Below are 17711 nucleotides of genomic sequence, written 5' to 3' on the forward strand. Positions count from 1 at the left end.
TAGTTCATTCTTGGCGAGGAATAAAGCGAACGTTATTTTTTGGCAGGGTAATAGGCAGCAAAAACGCTATTGAGATGGGATTTGAGAGCCTTATCCGCAGCATCGGGATCTCGCTTGCAGATCGCCTGATAGATTGCGATATGCTGCTGATAGCTAATATTGTTGTGGGCATGCAGTTCAGCCAGCGACACCGTTGGACGAGCGGCAATCAACCAATCTAGCAACGCTACGTGAATCACCATGAAGATCGGATTGCCGGGGATCTCCGCAAGCTCGCGATGAAATTCGATATCGGATCGAATAAACAGATCGTTATCGTCCAGCGACTGGCTGTTCATTTCCAGCGCCTTGCCCAAGCGCGCAATCTGCTCATCGGTGGCAAATTCAGCGGCATAGCGCACTAGGCTGGACTCAAAGAATAAACGCAGTTGTTCAAAATGAGCGATACCGCCAGGCTTGGTGAGAAAGTCTTTGGCCATGCCTGAAAGTTCAGAAATGATAGTATCTGCGGATGGGCGACAAACGCGTGCGCGCTCGCCGTTATTAATCTGAACCAGCCCTTTGCGCTTTAGCGCGGCCAGCGCCTCTCGCACGGAAGGTCGACCCACATTAAAAAAGGCCATCAGCTCACGCTCTGAAGGCAACTGCTCACCTTCGGCAAATTCCCGCCGACGGATCATCTGCTCTAACTCTTCTTCCACCACATCCGACAGTTTTTTACGAGGCACTGGGCGTCGGCGCATTGCATGTCCGATAGCTTCAGGTTTTTCAAAAGGACGATCGTCTGATGTGCTCATAAATTAACGTTCTGGCTGGTTCCGTCAGTAATAAATCCAATCGCAGGAAGTCTATGATATTTCGATAAACCTACTGGGTCGAGAAGAGAAAGTTCGTTTGAATCATAACATAGGAAAAGTAAGGCGGCTAAGCAAGCAGGAATGTTGAAAGCGTGATGTTCACCCTAAGCCAAAACGCCCTGCCACGGAGGCAGAGCGTTTACGATGATGATTTAGCTGTGTTCTTGGTGCCCAGATGGCATTAACGGCTTATTTTCGACATGAGCCTCACTGTTTAAATCACGCTGCAAATAAAGCCCCAGCAACAATCCAACCAGTGACAGCGCCAACACGTAATATGCCGGAGCCATCGGCGTCACTTTCATGATTAGCGTAACAAAAATCGGCGTTAATCCCCCGAAGATGGCGTAGGCCACGTTATAGGAGAATGAAATTCCGCTAAAACGCACTTCAGCGGGGAACGCTCTCACCATGACATAAGGCACCGCGCCCACGATACCCACGCTAAATCCGGCTAACGCATAGCCCAAGAATAAGTGCTCAGCGCTGACGCCAGCGGCTACCGAGTGGTAAAACGTCCAGCTACACACGGCTAAAAATAGGCTACCAACGATAAAGGTTTTGCTGGCGCCAAAGCGATCGATTAAACGTCCTGCAATCACGCAGCCCACCGTCAATGCTATCGTCGCCAAGCAGTTAGCCTGCAACGCCAGCGCCGGTGAAATGCCAAATTGTTTTTGCAAATAGGTTGGCGTCATCAGAATCACCACCACAATACCGGCCGACAACAGCCACGTGAGCAGCATGGAAATAGCCACTTCGGTGCGATGATTTTTCACCACCGTTTTCAACGGCATCTCTTCGGCTAACGCCTTGCGCGCCTGCATTTCGACAAAAATCGGCGTTTCTTGTAACCAACGGCGCAGATACATCGCGAACAGGCCAAAGATCCCACCCAAGAAGAACGGAATACGCCAGCCACCGGCCAGAATAGCGTCTTGGCTCATCACGGTATTAAGCAGAGTCGCCACCAACGATCCCAACAAAATACCGGCGGTTAATCCGGCGGTTAACGTGCCGCAGGCAAACCCAACGCGTTTACGCGGCACATGCTCGGCAACAAATACCCAAGCGCCCGGGACTTCACCACCAATTGCAGCGCCCTGAAGCACGCGCATCAGCAACAGCAGCAGCGGTGCGGCAATCCCAATGCTTTGATAAGTCGGCAGCATCCCCATCGCCAACGTTGGCAACGCCATTAACAGGATACTGAGAGAGAACATTTTTTTGCGCCCGACTTTGTCACCAAAGTGCGCCATGATGATCCCGCCAAGCGGGCGAGCCAGATAACCGGCGGCAAAAATCCCGAAGGTCTGCACTTGACGCAGCCACTCAGGCATATCGACTGGGAAGAAGAGATCGCTGACAACCGCCGCGAAGAAAACGAAAATGATGAAGTCGTAGAACTCTAACGCGCCGCCCAAGGCTGCCAACGTCAAAGTCTTGTAGTCCTGCCGATTTAAACGGCGATTGTGATTTTGTTCCATAAGATCCAGCCCAGTACGTTATTTTTCATATTATTTTGCGATGTTGTGTGGTTATAAACCGGCATCACGGCTTCGTGTTACAAAGTTGTAATGCAAAATAATTAATATAACGTTACTGGGTGACTGGCTAGTCGTACTGAATCTTATGCCGCAATGAGTTCAATTTCAGTCGATTGTTTCGCGACGTGCACTTTTAGGACGAAAAGCTGCTATTACGCGCGGATCGGTTTCCACATACGGCCCGTCTAATAGCTGGATGCAATAAGGTACGCTGGCGAAAATACCATGCACAATGGGTTTACCGTTTTCGTCCTTCACGCCTTCCAGCGTTTCTTTGATCGACTTCGGCTGCCCCGGCAAATTGATGATCAACGCCTGCTTGCGGATCACACCCACCTGACGCGACAAAATCGCCGTCGGTACATAGTGCAAACTGATTTGGCGCATCTGTTCGCCAAAGCCCGGCATTTCACGATCGGCGACCGCTAACGTTGCATCCGGCGTGACGTCGCGGCGAGCAGGGCCGGTGCCACCGGTGGTCAGCACTAAGTGACAGCCCATTTCATCAACCAGCTCGCACAAAGTCTGCTCGATCATGACTTGTTCATCAGGGATCAACCGCGTTTCCAGCGTAAACGCCGTGGTGAGCGCCTGCTCCAACCACTCTTGTAAGGCTGGAATACCTTTATCCTGATAAACACCGCTGGAAGCACGATCGGAAATCGAGACCAGACCTATACGCAATGCATTCATGCAACTACCTCTATGACTATTCCTTGACGCTGGGGATGCAGAATAATACTACGCCAGCCGCTAATAACCACATCTGCACGCTGTAAATGATGTCGTTGATGGCGATGGGTGATGGCAATCACCGTCATTCCTGCGGCCTGTGCGGCTTTAATCCCAGCCTCATCGCTTTCAAACACGAGGCAATCACGCGGATCTACGCCGTAAAAACTGGCGGCGAGTAAATACGGTTCAGGATCGGGCCGACCGCTCGATACCTGCTCGGCTCCCACCACAAGCGGTGGACGCTGCATACCGGCCTGCTGCAACTGTGCTTCAGCGCGTGCACGATGGGACTGCGTCACCACGCCCCACGGCGTTTCGCCTAGTGCCTGTAGTAGCTCAGAAACGCCCTGCTGTAATTGGCTTTGATGACGCTGAGTCATTTGCAGCAAGGCCGCCTCCAGCGCATTCACCTCTTGCAGGGTATCAAGATGCGGGGCTAAACGGCGCACAATTTCCTGCACGCGTTGGCTATGAATCTGTTCTCCCAGCAGTGCCTCATCAATGCCGTGTTGCTGCGCCCACTGCATCCACACTTGCTGAGCATGGTTACCTGAATCCAAAAGAGCGCCATCCATATCCAGAAAAACGGCGGCAAATTGTTTTTTCCACATAGCGAATTCCTCTTAGAGAACGATTAACCAAGTATAAGAGTTACGGTAGATCTGTCTGGTTTGTGAATCAAAGATTCGGAATAAACTGTGGGGGGAGAAGTGGCAAGGAGTGATGACAGGGCTTTCCTTTCTCGCCTATTCACCAGCGGTGTATGTAATTACGGTGTAAGGTTTCGTCCGTCAGACACGCATGTGAACACGGTGTAAGGTTTCGTCCGCCAGACACGCATGCGAACACGGTGTAAGGTTTCGTCCGTCAGACACGCATGCGAACACGGTGTAAGGTTTCGTCCGTCAGACACGCATGCGAACACGGTGTAAGGTTTCGTCCGCCGATTTATATCGAACTCCATTGATACATCAATGAAGGCGTCCGATGAGGGGCGCCAGCGCGCGCCCCTTCAATCCTCGCGCTTTTATCCGAGATGCCATTTTCGCGCCGGGTCGGCATGCGCCATCCTTGGCGCCTCCTCCCCTCGTGAAAACATCCTGTTTTCACTGCTCTAAATGCCATAACTTAAACTTAAAAACAGATAGAGTTTTTGTCTTTTGTTTTTTGGGTTTGACCTTATCTGGCACGTTGTTCTTCAGCCGAATAGAGGAATGCAGGCTAGGATTTGCCGACTGGATGTCGGCAAAAGAGCGACGGAGGCATGGACAAATTTGCAGGGAGCAAATTTGAACAACGCTTGCGTTGGCCCCGTAGGGGTGAGGCGCAAGGATGCGCCGAATATCCGCGATTGTCGCTCGTTCCGTTAAAGCCGGAATGACGAGATGAGGGAACCTGCGAAGCAGGCTGATGAACGGTGCCAAGCCGGGTTGTTAGGGGGCGGCGATGGCCCCCTAACACGGACGCCCGCACGATTTAAATGTGGAGTTCGGTGTTTTAGGCGGACGTAACTTACTCCAATATAAAAATATTCGCGCATGAGTAATTGAGAGGTTGCGCGCTAGCAACCTTTCGTCGGACGCCCGCACGGTTTAAATGTAGAGTTCAGTGTTTTAGGAGGACGTAACTTACCCCATATCTAAAACACTTATACCCCCTTCCCCCCCATCGCCTCCTGAATAATCGGTATCGGCGTGAGTAAATGCTGCCGCATCAGTTCACCGGCGCGCTTTCCATCACGGGCCAAAATCACCTTCACCAGTTCATCATGCTCATGATGTTTATTTTCTAACATCTCCACGGAAAGCACGGTTTCACGCAGCCAAATGAAGCGGTAGCGCGCCGCGAGATCAAACAATCTAGCACGCATTTGCAGCAGGTATTGCGATCCACATCCGGCAACAATCGCCGTGTGAAATGCCTGATGACGTTGATCCCATTCATCCAGCAAATCTTCGCTGGCATCACTGGCCTCTAGTTTGGCAAGCATATGGGAACGCGCAAGGATCTCGGCTTCCCAATCGTCTTTGCCGCGCTCAATCGCCAACTGCACCAGCATCGATTCCATATTGGCTCGAGCATCGAAAATATCGAGCAGCTCGGCCTGCGACATCGAGGCAACGCGATAGCCTTTTTGGCTAACCACCGTCACCAAATGTTCTGCCACCAGCTGCGAGAGCGCCTCTCGGAGCGGGCCGACGCCCAGCCCATAGCGGCTCGTCAACAGACTCATGCGTAACTTTTCATCCGGCTGATAGATACCGCGGATGATGTCTCTTTTCAGCCATTGATAACCGTCAAACGTTGAATAAGGTAAAGAGGCGGTCATAGGCATAGCTCCCAAATAGCCACGAAGCAAAAAGAATAACCTACCAAAGTTGCAGGATCTCTTATACAAAAATGCGCCGTTTCAGTACTGACCGAACCGGCGCATCAAGATTATTAGCAAACCTTTCGTTACCTCAAACTCTGTTGAGGTTGTTTTTGCCACTGAAACAGCGCCTTCCAGCGAGTCATGATCGGCACCGTGCAGATGATGCCAATCCCCAATAGCACGGTAGAAACCACTTCAATACGCTGCTCTGGCCTAAACATCATCACCACTAACACGAAGGTGATAAACAGGATCACCGTCCATGTCAGATAGGGATACAGCCACATTTTAAGCTTGAGTTCGTTGCCTTGCGTTAACAGGATCTTACGCATTCTCAGCTGAGACACCGCAATCACTAAATACACCAGCAGCGCAATCGCGCCAGAACTGGCAATCAGGAAGTTAAACACTTTGGCCGGGGCATAGTAGTTAACAATGACCGTCAAAAACGCCGCGCCGGTAGACAATAAAACCGCCACATAAGGGGTTTTACTGCGGTTGGTTTTTCCCATAAAGGCTGGCGCATCACCGCGATGGCTCAGTGAATAGAGCATGCGCGAAGCGGTATACAACGCCGAATTCAAACAGCTGGTGACGGATAGCAGGATCACGCAGTCCATTATCAATTTGGCGTGCGGAATATGCAGTATTTGCAGCACCGAGCTATAAGATCCTACGGTTTTCAGCTCCGGCGCGTTCCAAGGCACCAGCGCCACCACCACAAAGATCGAACACAGATAGAAGATCGCAATACGCCAAATCACGGAGTTGGTCGCCCGCACAATATGCTTGTCTGGAGTATCTGATTCAGCCGCCGCGATCGTTACGATCTCCGCCCCCATAAAAGAAAACATGGTGATCAACATAGCGCTAATCACAGCCCCAAAACCATTTGGCATAAAGCCGCCGTGATCCCAAAGTCGAGAAACGCCGCTGACCTGAACATGCGGATAAAATCCGGTGATGGCAATCGCGCCCACCACGATAAAGGCCAGAATGGCGATCACTTTGCACAGCGCCAACCAAAATTCAAACTCACCGTAGTTTTTAACGCTGAGCAAATTACTGCCGGTTAATGCCACGGTAATGAGTAATGAAAATAGCCAGATAGGCACCACAGGGAGCCATGAGTTAAGAATGATAGCGGCGATATTGGCTTCCAAAGGGATCACCAAAACCCAGAACCACCAGTAGAGCCAACCGATGGTATACCCTGCCCACTTGCCAATAGATCGTTCGGCATAGGTTGAGAAAGAGCCGGTATCCGGCGACGCCACCGCCATTTCCCCCAGCATGCGCATAATCAACAGCACCAGCAAACCGGCGAAAAGATAAGACAGTAATACCGCTGGCCCCGCCTGTGAAATCGCAACGCCTGAGCCAACAAATAGGCTAGCACCGATAACACCAGCAATGGACAGCATGGTGACATGGCGGGACTTCAGCCCGCCTCCCAGCGAGTTTGTTTCTGCAATCTGACCCATAATTCGAACCCTCTCGAAAGTTTTGCACTTAGGGAGAGCGCTCCGGCATTCCCGCGCCGGAGCACGCGCATTGTTATTATTTAGCCATCAGACTTCCTTTATGACGGGTGCTACTCGCATAACCACAAGCACCTCGTTGCGCTTAGTTTTTCTTAGCCTCGGTAAAACATTCGGCGATAATATCCAGACCCTGTTTGATCTGCGCGTCACTCACCGTGAGCGGAACCAAAATACGCAGCACGTTATAGTAAGGCCCGCATGACAACAGGATGAGCCCCTTATCACGCGCCCGCGCCACCACTTCTGCCGTCAGTTTGGCATTCGGTTTATGCACATCGCCGTTTTCGAACAGCTCAATCGCAATCATTGCGCCAAGACCACGCACATCACCAATTTCTGGATGAGTTTCAGCGATATTGAGCAGGCCATCTTTCAGCTTCTGCCCTACATCGTTGGCGCGCTGCAACAGATTTTCTTCATCAAAGGTTTCAAGCACCGCTAGGGCTGCCGCACAGGCAATGGGGCTACCGGCATAGGTTCCACCCAGTCCGCCCGGCGCGATGGCGTCCATGATCTCGGCTTTGCCTGTCACGCCCGCGAGAGGGAAACCACCTGCGATAGATTTCGCGAAGGTGGTGAGATCGGCAGCAACGCCTAACTGTTCCATCGCAAACAACGTTCCGGTACGCCCTGCTCCGCTTTGTACTTCATCGGCAATCAGCATGATCCCGTGCTCATCACACAGTTCGCGCAGGCGTTTCATAAAGGCAGGTGACGTTGAATAGAATCCCCCTTCCCCCTGCACCGGTTCGATAACGATGGCGGCAATATCTTCCGGCGCAGCGTCATTTTTGAAGATGCGATGAATGCTGGCAATCGCATCATCGTCGCTGACACCGTGTAATTCACAAGGATACAAAGCGCGGAATACGTGCCCTGGCATTAATCCCATACCCGCTGAGTAAGGGTTTACTTTGCCGGTCAAAGACAAGGTGTAATGAGTACGCCCATGATAAGCGCCGCTAAAAGCGATGGTTCCGCTGCGCTTGGTGGCCGCTCTGGCAATCTTCACCGCGTTTTCTACCGCTTCAGAACCCGTTGTCACCAGCAGCGTTTTCTTGTCAAAATCTCCCGGAACGCGCTTGTTCATGATTTCGCACAGTTCCAAATACGGTTCGTAGGCCAACACTTGGAAACAGGTATGCGACAGTTTTTTCAGCTGAGCTTCAACCGCAGCCACCACTTTTGGATGCAAATGGCCCGTATTCAGAACCGCAATCCCACCGGCAAAGTCCAGATACTCACGTCCTTCGACGTCCCATACGCGGCAGTTTTCTGCTCGCTCGGCAAAAATAGGATGAATCTGCCCCACGCCGCGTGGAATGGCGTTACTGCGGCGCTGCATCAGTTCTTTATTCGTGCTCATCAGGTGTCCTCTCAGTGTTCGGGTAGGCGGCTGATGCCGCTCTGTTGGTGTTAAAAAGTAAGATCAGTTCTCTTTACAAGCCGATGCACATATATTTGATTTCGAGATAATCTTCGATGCCATACTTCGAGCCTTCGCGGCCCAGGCCTGAGGCTTTGATCCCGCCAAAAGGCGCGACTTCATTCGAAATAATGCCGGTGTTGATCCCCACGATGCCGTACTCCAGCGCTTCGCCAACGCGGAATACGTGGCTAAGATCGCGCGCATAAAAATAAGCCGCCAAGCCAAATTCGGTATCATTGGCCTGTGCAACCACGTCTGCTTCATCTTTAAAACGGAATAACGGAGCCAACGGGCCAAAAGTCTCTTCTTTGGCGACTTTGGCGCTCGCAGGAACATCCACTAAAATGGTGGGCTGGAAGAAATTGCCGCCTAATTCGTGCGGCTGGCCGCCGGTGATAATGCGAGCCCCTTTCGACAGCGCATCTTCAATATGCTCTTTCACTTTCGCCACCGCTTTTTCATCAATCAGCGGGCCGGTTGTTACGCCCTGCGCTAAGCCATCGCCCAGAGTGAGTTTTTCAACCGCAGCCTGTAACTTTTTAGCAAAAGCGTCATAAACCCCATCCTGAACATATAGGCGGTTGGCACACACGCAGGTTTGTCCCGCATTACGGAACTTAGAGGCCAGCGCACCGTCAACCGCTTTATCCAAATCAGCATCATCAAACACGATGAATGGCGCATTCCCGCCCAGCTCCAGCGAGACTTTTTTGATGTCTTTAGCGCACTGTTGCATCAGTTGACGACCAATTTCGGTCGATCCAGTAAATGAGAGTTTGCGCACTAACGGGTTGCCCGTAAGCTCATTTCCCACTTCGCTGGCCGAGCCGGTTACCACGTTAAAAACGCCGTCGGGGATCCCTGCGCGCTGGGCCAACTCCGCAAGAGCTAATGCTGAAAACGGCGTTTGGCTCGCAGGTTTAAGCACCATAGTGCAGCCAGCGGCAAGCGCGGGCCCTGCTTTACGCGTGATCATTGCCGCTGGAAAGTTCCACGGAGTGATCGCTGCGGTAACGCCAATCGGCTGTTTGATCACGATGAGGCGTTTGTCTGCCTGATGACCTGGAATGGTATCGCCATAAATGCGTTTACCTTCTTCGGCGAACCACTCAATAAAAGAGGCAGCATAGGCAATCTCACCCTTGGCCTCAGCCAACGGTTTGCCCTGCTCTAGCGTCATGAGCTTGGCGAGATCGTCTTGGTTAGCCATCATGAGATCAAACCAACGGCGCAGGAGCGTCGCACGCTCTTTGGCGGTTAACGCACGCCATGCCGGCAACGCCTGATTGGCGGCTTCAATCGCCGCGCGCGTTTCATTTGCTCCCATTTTGGGCACGGTGCCCAAAAGCTGAGCATTAGCGGGGTTTGTCACCTCGATAGTTTTCTTACTTTCTGCATCACACCACTTTCCTTGGATAAAAGCCTGCTGGCGAAAAAGCGTTGAGTCATTAAGTTGCATAGTGAATTCCTTATTCATCAGTAAATTAGCTTTTGTTATTCGATGACGTTTATACGGTGGCCAAAGATGGCTTATCGTTAATTGCCGCAGTTAAAGTGCGGCCGTTATGGGTTTGCCCTGCCAGTAGCGCCTGAACTTTGCCTACAATATGCGTGCCAATCGGAATCGCCGAGGTTGCCGCCGGTGAAGGCGCGTTGCAGACGTGAATGCTGCGAGCGGTGGTCACAAACAGAAAATCGTCAATCAATTTGCCATCGGGCGAAACGGCCTGAGCACGTACTCCGGCGGGATAGGGCTGAAGATCCTGCTTGGTCAAACTTGGGCAATACTTTTGCACACGTTTGAGATAGCCGCCTTTGCACAGAGAATTTTTCATCTCATCCAGACCGGATTTGAGGTTTTGCCGCATCACGCTGCGAATACCGGAAGAACCAAATATTTCCAGCGTATCGCTCAGTGAAATATCGCGTTTGCGATAGCCTTCGCGCTTAAATGCCAGCACGGCGTTTGGTCCCACGGTTACGCTGCCGTCGATCATGCGAGTCAGATGCACGCCGAGAAACGGCATCGCCGGATCGGGGATCGGATAAATGAGATGATTAACAATATGATTATGCTGCGGCGCTAAACGGAAATATTCGCCGCGGAACGGGCAAATAATAAAACCGGGATCAACACCTAGCATTTTCACCAAACGATCTGCCATCAGTCCTGAACAGGTGATCAGGTTAGAGCCTTCATAATCACCCGCCGTCGTCGTTACGATCACGCCCTGCGCATGTTCCCGCAGCGCGGTAACTTCTGCGTTATAGACGATCTCGCCCCCTGCGGCGCGGAAACGATCTGACATTGCCTGTGTGACTTCGGTGTAGCTGACGATCCCGCTGGAGGGAACCAAAATACCGCCCAGCCCGACGATGTTGGGCTCGCGTTCATGAAGTTCCTCCGCGCTCAACCAATAACGCTCTAAGCCGTTGGCTTCAGTGCGATCCCATAGCGCGCGCATACGCTGCATTTCTAGCTCGGACGTTGCCACCAGCATTTTCCCGCAGGTGTCATAGCGAATGCCGTTTTCATCACAAAAGGCTTTGGTCGCCCGATTACCTTCCAAACAGAATTTGGCTTTTAAACTTCCGGGCGTGTAATAAACCCCCGCGTGGATCACGCCGCTATTGTGGCCGGTCTGATGGCACGCCGGGCCGCTCTCTTTTTCCAGCAAAGCAATGCGGGCATCTGGGTAGACACCGATCAACTGCATGGCAGTCGACATCCCAATGATGCCACCGCCAACGATCACAAAGTCATACATCCGGCTCATTCCTTCCTCAAACTCTCTTGCGTGCTCTCTGGCTCTAACGAGAGCACGCTCGGTTAATCAAAAATGAAGCCGAAGCTTATTGCCCAGCCTGATAGTGCGAGGTGGAATAGCTGATATATCCGCGCTGACGCATCAGTTCGCGGCGCAAATCTGGGTGTGGGGTAAAGCGATCGCGACCATGCAGCCAGAACAAATTATTAATCAAAAGGAATTTGCCGACCGGAACCGGAACCGAAACGATATTGCGACTGCCTTCGAGCGCATCTGACAGCTCACTCAACCAGTTACCTTCTTCAAAATCCTTTGGCTGAACAAACTGATCGATATAGCGCATCACCGGACGCCCTTGCCCATCGACATCAAATACTGGGTGGAAAACATCTTGGGTAACATTTTTGCTTGGCGGCGCAGTCCAGCGCATAGGGCGACGTGCTAACGGATGGCTGAAATATTTATCGAGTGACTCCCAGTCATCCAGATGCAGCAATAGGGAATTGCCGCCCTGCATATTCTGCTCGTCGATTTTCATCATCAGCACATAGTCAGTCACTTCATCCACGAAAGTGCCATCGTTATGCAGCTCTAATACGCGATGAGGTTGACGCAGATAGCTATCTGAACTGTCGACGTTTTTCACTACAAAACGCGCATAATACTGGCCACTCATGGCGTCATAGTTGGAACGACCGATAAGATGCGCCACCGCGGTAGCAATTTTAACCATCTCATCTGCCTGCTCGACGTGGTCGATACCCTCAGCGCCAATCAGTAATGCACCTTGAGTCCGCGCCAGAATGGTATTGAGCAGCAGTGGCTGAAGCTGGTTGCCACAGAGTTCATCAAGGATTTTCGCCACGCGGAAACGCAGGAATGATTTGTACTCCAGCGCTTGCACGGGCCATTCAGCCACCAGCTCTAAAAAACGTTGCGTGGTAGCAGCATCGAAATTGAGTTCCAGCATGCGTGGCGACTGTGCCGACGGGCGAACGGTAAAGCCCTGCCCTTTGGTTTTACCTTCAGAGATATCCTGCTTTACGGCGGTTAACGCATTCATCAGAAAGTATCCTCATTGCAGAAAATTATTATCGGCAGAGCAATTTCCAGACATGCTCATTTCGTAGCCATAATTTAAAAATATCTACATTTTGGAGAATTGCGTATAAAAAAAGCAGAAATGTTTATTTTTTGTGATCAACAATACACAATAATTTTACATATGCATGCGGAGATAATTAGGAGGAATGGTTTAAGGTGATGAAATAAAACAATTTAATTCGAATATAAATGAAGGGAGAACATTTAGTGTTATTAAAATGTAAAAAACCAGCCCTAAGGCTGGTTTTATAAACTGAGTTGCTTGATTACAGCAGGTCAGCGATCATTTTTTCCAGTTTGCCTTGGTCTACGGCAAACTTACGGATGCCGTCAGACAGTTTATCAACCGCCATTGGATCCTGATTGTGCTGCCAGTAGAACTCAGCTTCGGTCAGACGCGCTGGACGCGCTTTGATTTCACCGGTGTAGCTCAGCTTACGCTCAACGTCGCCCTGAGCTTCAGACAGCTCTTTCAGCAGCGCTGGAGCGATGGTCAGACGGTCACAGCCAGCCAGTTCCAGAATCTCACCCATGTTACGGAAGCTTGCGCCCATAACCACAGTTTCATAGCCGTGCTGTTTGTAGTATTCGTAGATTTCGGTCACGGATACAACGCCTGGATCTTCGTTTGGCGCATATTCTTTCTTGTCGGTGTTTGATTTGTACCAGTCAAGGATACGACCAACAAACGGAGAAATCAGGTATACCCCTGCTTCAGCACAAGCACGCGCCTGAGCGAAGGAGAACAGCAGCGTCAGGTTACAGTTGATGCCTTCTTTTTCCAGCTGCTCCGCAGCGCGGATACCCTGCCAAGTTGAAGCTAGTTTGATCAGAATGCGATCGTTGCTGATACCAGCATCGTTATACATTTTGATCAGACGTTTAGCTTTAGCAACGCTAGCTTCGGTGTCATAAGACATGCGCGCATCAACTTCGGTAGAGATGCGGCCTGGGACCAGTTTCAAAATTTCCAGACCGATATTGACGGCCAGCTTATCTGAAGCATCCACAACCTGCTGAGCTTTGTCGCTGCTCTGGCTGCGCGCCCAAGCAATCGCTTCATCAATCAGCTTACGGTATTCAGGAATTTGTGCTGCATTCAGGATCAGAGAAGGGTTGGTGGTTGCATCTTGTGGTTGATACAACTTCATTGCAGCGATATCGCCGGTGTCGGCCACAACGGTGGTCAGCTGGCGTAGGGATGTCAGTTTATCGGTCATTTTTAGCGTTTCCATTATTGGTGCATAAAACCAGAATTGATGCAGCAATGGTTTTGCTTGTCACTTTTCGAGCTATAACACGGATATTCTCAAGTGAATAACGCCATTGTGCATGAACTGTTGGCGGTTTATGACGTGCCTGTAGCTGATAATAACACGCATCCACTGTTGCGCAATGCACTAAACTCGTCATAAAACCTATCACTTTTATCGGTTCTAACGCAGAAACGGCAGGCAACCGTTTTCGGCTCCGATAAAAACGGCACATGGGCGGCAATGAGAATAAAGCGCCATCGTTTTTCAAACTTATGTTACATTCTTGCCGTTTTTTCAGACCCAAAATTTGCGCCAGTTGCGCAACACCAAAGCCCAGTTATCACTATAAAAATATTATCGGCGCGGTGAAATTTGCGTTGTGCTTTTAGGCACATACGCCATGTTATCGAACACTAGGAGTACGTTTTGACGGATCTAATTAGCTTTATCAACAACATATTATGGGGATCGGTGCTGATCTACCTTCTAATCGGCACAGGGATCTTTTTCACGATCCGAACCGGATTCATTCAGTTTCGTCATTTCGGCCATATGTTTTCGGTTTTAAAGAACAGTAATAAGGCCGACAGCTCAGGCATTTCTTCTTTCCAAGCGTTATGCACCAGTCTTGCCGCCCGCGTTGGCACAGGCAACTTAACCGGCGTCGCCATTGCGATTACCGCAGGCGGGCCTGGAGCCGTTTTCTGGATGTGGGTGGTTGCCGTGATTGGTATGGCAACCTCTTTCATCGAAAGCACCTTGGCACAGTTATACAAAACCAAAGACGATCAGGGAAATTACCGTGGTGGCCCCGCCTATTACATGGAAAAAGGGCTCGGCATGCGGTGGATGGGCGTTCTATTTTCGATCTTCTTAATCATCGCATTTGGTTTGGTATTTAACGCCGTGCAGTCTAACTCGATTGCTCAGGCTACCGCCGTTGCCTTTGGCACTAAGCCGCTCTATGTCGGCATTGCTTTAGTTTTGCTCAGCGGCGCTATCATTTTTGGCGGACTACGTTCAATTGCCAAAACGGCAGAATTAGTCGTGCCGTTTATGGCTATCGCCTATTTGGCGCTGGCATTCTGGGTGGTTGGGCACAATCTGAGCCGAATGCCCGAAGTCCTTTTGCTGATATTCAAAAGCGCTTTCGGTTTGCAGGAAGCGGCCGCAGGCGCCGTCGGATATGGAATCGCGCAGGCCATGACGCAAGGCATTCAGCGCGGCTTATTTTCAAACGAAGCCGGTATGGGATCTGCGCCTAATGCTGCAGCGTCTGCCGCACCCTATCCACCGCATCCAGCATCACAAGGCTATGTGCAAATGTTCGGTGTTTTTGTCGATACGCTGGTTATCTGCAGCGCCACTGCGGCCATTATTCTTTCATCTGGCGCATTAGACCACGCGCCGGGCACGATTAGCGGGATTGAACTCACCCAGCGAGCGCTAGCCTCCTCGGTAGGCGGATGGGGTTCTATCTTTATTGCTACCGCCATCTTTTTCTTTGGTTTTACCTCAATTATCGCCAACTATTCGTATGCCGAGAGTAATCTGGTCTTTCTCGAACACAACCATCCCGCCGGTCTCATGCTGTTCCGCTGCTGTACGTTGGGCATGGTGATGTTTGGTACGCTCGCTGAACTGCCGCTGGTATGGAAAATGGCCGATCTTTCCATGGCAATGATGGCCATTACTAACCTGATCGCAATTTTACTGCTCTCCGGTGTAGCGCTGAAATTGGCCAAAGATTATAACCACCAGCGAAGCATCGGGCGCTTGCCAACCTTTGATATCAGCCAATACCCTGAAATTCAGCAGCAGGTTGAACCCGGCATTTGGGATAAACCGAAATCTGAGTAGTTCCCCGAAAAGTAGGGGGCGTCGGTATAATACGATGCCCCTATCGCACTGATTAATCCCCTCTCAAGATTAAATTTGTTACATTAGTAGACAACTCTCATAACAGGATCAATCCATGCTGATTATTATCTCACCTGCCAAAACGCTGGATTATGAAAGCCCGCTGGCAACAACGCGCTTTACTCAACCTGAACTGCTCGATCGCTCTGCTGAGCTCATGGAATATTGCCGTGAATTAACACCGGCGCAGATTGGCAGCCTGATGAAAATCAGCGATAAGCTCGCAGGACTGAATGCCGCGCGCTTTGCCGAATGGCAGCCAAATTTCACGCCTGAAAATGCACGTCAGGCCATTCTGGCCTTTAAAGGCGACGTTTATACAGGGCTGCAAGCCGAAGACTTTAGCGAGCAAGATTTCGACTTTGCTCAGCAGCATCTGCGCATGCTTTCTGGCCTATACGGTTTGCTTCGCCCACTCGATTTGATGATGCCGTATCGTCTGGAGATGGGTATCAAATTGCATAACGCCAAAGGCAATGATTTATATAGTTTCTGGGGCGATTTGCTCACCGAGAAATTAAATCAGCAGTTGAAAGCGCAAGGCGATAACGTGCTGATTAACCTTGCATCTGATGAATACTTTAAAGCCGTAAAACCCGCCAAGTTAGACGGGCAACTGATTAAGCCGGTATTTTTAGATGAGAAAGGCGGCAAGTTTAAAGTCATCAGTTTCTACGCCAAAAAAGCGCGTGGCCTGATGAGTCGTTTTATCATTCAGAACCAGTTAACCAAACCTGAGCAATTGAAAGATTTCAATTTAGAAGGGTATTTCTTCGAAGAAGAGAAGCCGTATAAATCAGGCAGCGAACTAATTTTTAAACGTCACGAAGCGTAAAAAAGAAAACCGGCTTATCGCCGGTTTTTTTATCACTTATTTTCAATGGGTTACTTTGCCCACTGCATCATAAAGGCGCGAAGCGGAACGAAATCCGCCGCCATTTGATGTGAAAGCAGAGGCAAATCAGCGCGTTCTGCCAGTTCGGCTGGCAAAGGCAGATCGCTAGTTAAGATCTCATCCACCACTTCTTTAAACTTCGCCGGATGCGCGGTGCCTAAGAACAGGCCAAACTCTCCCGGCTGCAAAGTGTCACGCAAAACACGATAGGCAATCGCCGCATGAGGCTCAGAGATATAACCAAGCTGCGCCATTTCACGCACCGTTTGGCGCGTCACATCATCAGAAACGTGCCCATAAGCCAGCTCTTTGAGCTGCCATATCTTGCGGCGGAATAACTCCTCAACCCGCGGCCAGTTATTTGGGCGGCTAACGTCCATCGCATTCGATAGCGTTGCTACGGTGTTATGCGGCTGCCACTCGCCGGTGGCGAGAAAGCGTGGCACGGTGTCATTCGCGTTGGTCGCCGCAATAAAACGCTTAATCGGTAACCCCAGAGATTTCGCCAGTAACCCTGCAGTTAAATCTCCAAAATTGCCGCTAGGTACAGAGACCACCAGCTGGTTACGTGCTTCTTGAGGCAGTTGCGCTACGGCTTCGAAGTAGTAGCAGATCTGAGCCAGCAAACGGCTGATATTAATTGAGTTGGCAGAATTCAGCCCCACCGCGTTTTTAAGCTCTTCATCATCAAAGGCTTGTTTAACCAAGGCCTGACAATCATCAAAATCGCCGTCGATAGCAATCGTCTGGATGTTTCCACCCAACGTGCAGAACAGTTTTTCCTGCAACGGGCTGATTTTTCCCTGAGGGTAGAGAATGACAACGCGCACGTTCTCTAAGCCGTAAAATGCGTGAGCTACCGCTGCGCCGGTGTCACCGGAGGTGGCGGTCAGAATCGTGACAGGCTCATTGCCCGCCACTTCCTGTAGCATCTGCGCCATAAAACGCCCGCCGAAATCCTTAAACGCTAACGTTGGCCCGTGAAATAGCTCAAGCGCGGCGATGTCCGGCTCCACCTGTGCAACCGGCGCGGGGAACGCAAAAGCCGCTTTCACGCGATTATAGATAACCTCTGGAGCAAATTCGTCCGCCAAATAGGCAGATAAGATATTCGCGCTGCGGGTCACAAAATCCTGCTCAAGTAAGCTATCGATTTCGGTCAGCTCAAATTCAGGAAGTTCTAAGGGAAAAAAGAGTCCCTGATTTTTGCCCAACCCCTGTTTAATTGCCTGCGCAAAGCTGACCTGCTCGTTATGATCTTTCAGATTATAAAGTTTCATGC

General features: G+C 50.7%; 14 protein-coding genes. 2 read left to right on the forward strand and 12 right to left on the reverse strand.

The features are described 5' to 3' along the window. Window positions 1–32 precede the first annotated feature (32 nt). The 11 genes from CPY98_RS17000 to tal form a co-directional block, all read right to left on the reverse strand. On the reverse strand, window positions 33–797 hold the full coding sequence (locus CPY98_RS17000; protein ID WP_043495442.1) for a transcriptional regulator NanR: 765 nt from the start codon (window positions 795–797) through the stop codon (window positions 33–35). Window positions 798–1009: 212 nt separating this feature from the next. After that, window positions 1010–2344, reverse strand: coding sequence for an MFS transporter (locus CPY98_RS17005; protein WP_025801408.1), 1335 nt, complete (start codon window positions 2342–2344; stop codon window positions 1010–1012). A gap of 165 nt (window positions 2345–2509) precedes the next feature. Next, window positions 2510–3097, reverse strand: coding sequence for a molybdopterin adenylyltransferase (gene mog, locus CPY98_RS17010; RefSeq protein WP_025801407.1), 588 nt, complete (start codon window positions 3095–3097; stop codon window positions 2510–2512). After that, complete coding sequence (locus tag CPY98_RS17015; protein WP_043495444.1) at window positions 3094–3750, reverse strand: HAD family phosphatase; 657 nt, start codon at window positions 3748–3750, stop codon at window positions 3094–3096. Before CPY98_RS17015 ends, mog begins: the two co-directional genes overlap by 4 nt. 1037 nt (window positions 3751–4787) lie before the next feature. Next, complete coding sequence (gene csiR / locus CPY98_RS17020) at window positions 4788–5468, reverse strand: DNA-binding transcriptional regulator CsiR (protein WP_025801405.1); 681 nt, start codon at window positions 5466–5468, stop codon at window positions 4788–4790. A 128-nt stretch (window positions 5469–5596) separates the two neighbouring features. Then, on the reverse strand, window positions 5597–6997 hold the full coding sequence (gene gabP / locus CPY98_RS17025; protein WP_096388482.1) for a GABA permease: 1401 nt from the start codon (window positions 6995–6997) through the stop codon (window positions 5597–5599). Window positions 6998–7139: 142 nt separating this feature from the next. Continuing rightward, entirely contained in the window at window positions 7140–8423 is a 1284-nt protein-coding gene (gene gabT, locus CPY98_RS17030) for a 4-aminobutyrate--2-oxoglutarate transaminase (protein ID WP_040045431.1), read from the reverse strand. Window positions 8424–8496: 73 nt separating this feature from the next. Further along, complete coding sequence (gene gabD, locus CPY98_RS17035) at window positions 8497–9945, reverse strand: NADP-dependent succinate-semialdehyde dehydrogenase (RefSeq protein ID WP_096388483.1); 1449 nt, start codon at window positions 9943–9945, stop codon at window positions 8497–8499. A 49-nt stretch (window positions 9946–9994) separates the two neighbouring features. Beyond that, window positions 9995–11254, reverse strand: coding sequence for an L-2-hydroxyglutarate oxidase (gene lhgO, locus CPY98_RS17040; protein WP_096388484.1), 1260 nt, complete (start codon window positions 11252–11254; stop codon window positions 9995–9997). Window positions 11255–11339: 85 nt separating this feature from the next. Next, on the reverse strand, window positions 11340–12317 hold the full coding sequence (glaH, locus tag CPY98_RS17045; protein WP_096388485.1) for a glutarate dioxygenase GlaH: 978 nt from the start codon (window positions 12315–12317) through the stop codon (window positions 11340–11342). Window positions 12318–12624: 307 nt separating this feature from the next. Then, window positions 12625–13578 (reverse strand): transaldolase, encoded by a 954-nt coding sequence (gene tal, locus CPY98_RS17050; RefSeq protein WP_025801399.1) that lies wholly within the window; start codon window positions 13576–13578, stop codon window positions 12625–12627. 462 nt (window positions 13579–14040) lie between these two features. On the opposite strand from tal, the gene CPY98_RS17055 reads away from it, so the two are divergent. Beyond that, a complete protein-coding gene (locus tag CPY98_RS17055) occupies window positions 14041–15474 on the forward strand; it encodes a sodium:alanine symporter family protein (protein WP_043495454.1) in 1434 nt (477 codons plus the stop codon). 115 nt (window positions 15475–15589) lie between these two features. After that, the gene (yaaA, locus tag CPY98_RS17060; RefSeq protein WP_025801396.1) at window positions 15590–16369 is read left to right on the forward strand and encodes a peroxide stress protein YaaA; all 780 of its coding nucleotides are present in this window, start codon (window positions 15590–15592) and stop codon (window positions 16367–16369) included. Between the two features lie 50 nt (window positions 16370–16419). Here the strand turns inward: yaaA and thrC are convergent, their stop codons facing one another. After that, a complete protein-coding gene (gene thrC / locus CPY98_RS17065) occupies window positions 16420–17709 on the reverse strand; it encodes a threonine synthase (protein WP_046448704.1) in 1290 nt (429 codons plus the stop codon). Between the last annotated feature and the right edge of the window lie 2 nt (window positions 17710–17711).

Origin of the sequence: Hafnia sp. CBA7124 (genome assembly GCF_002355555.1) — a bacterium.
Classification (GTDB): domain Bacteria; phylum Pseudomonadota; class Gammaproteobacteria; order Enterobacterales; family Enterobacteriaceae; genus Hafnia; species Hafnia alvei.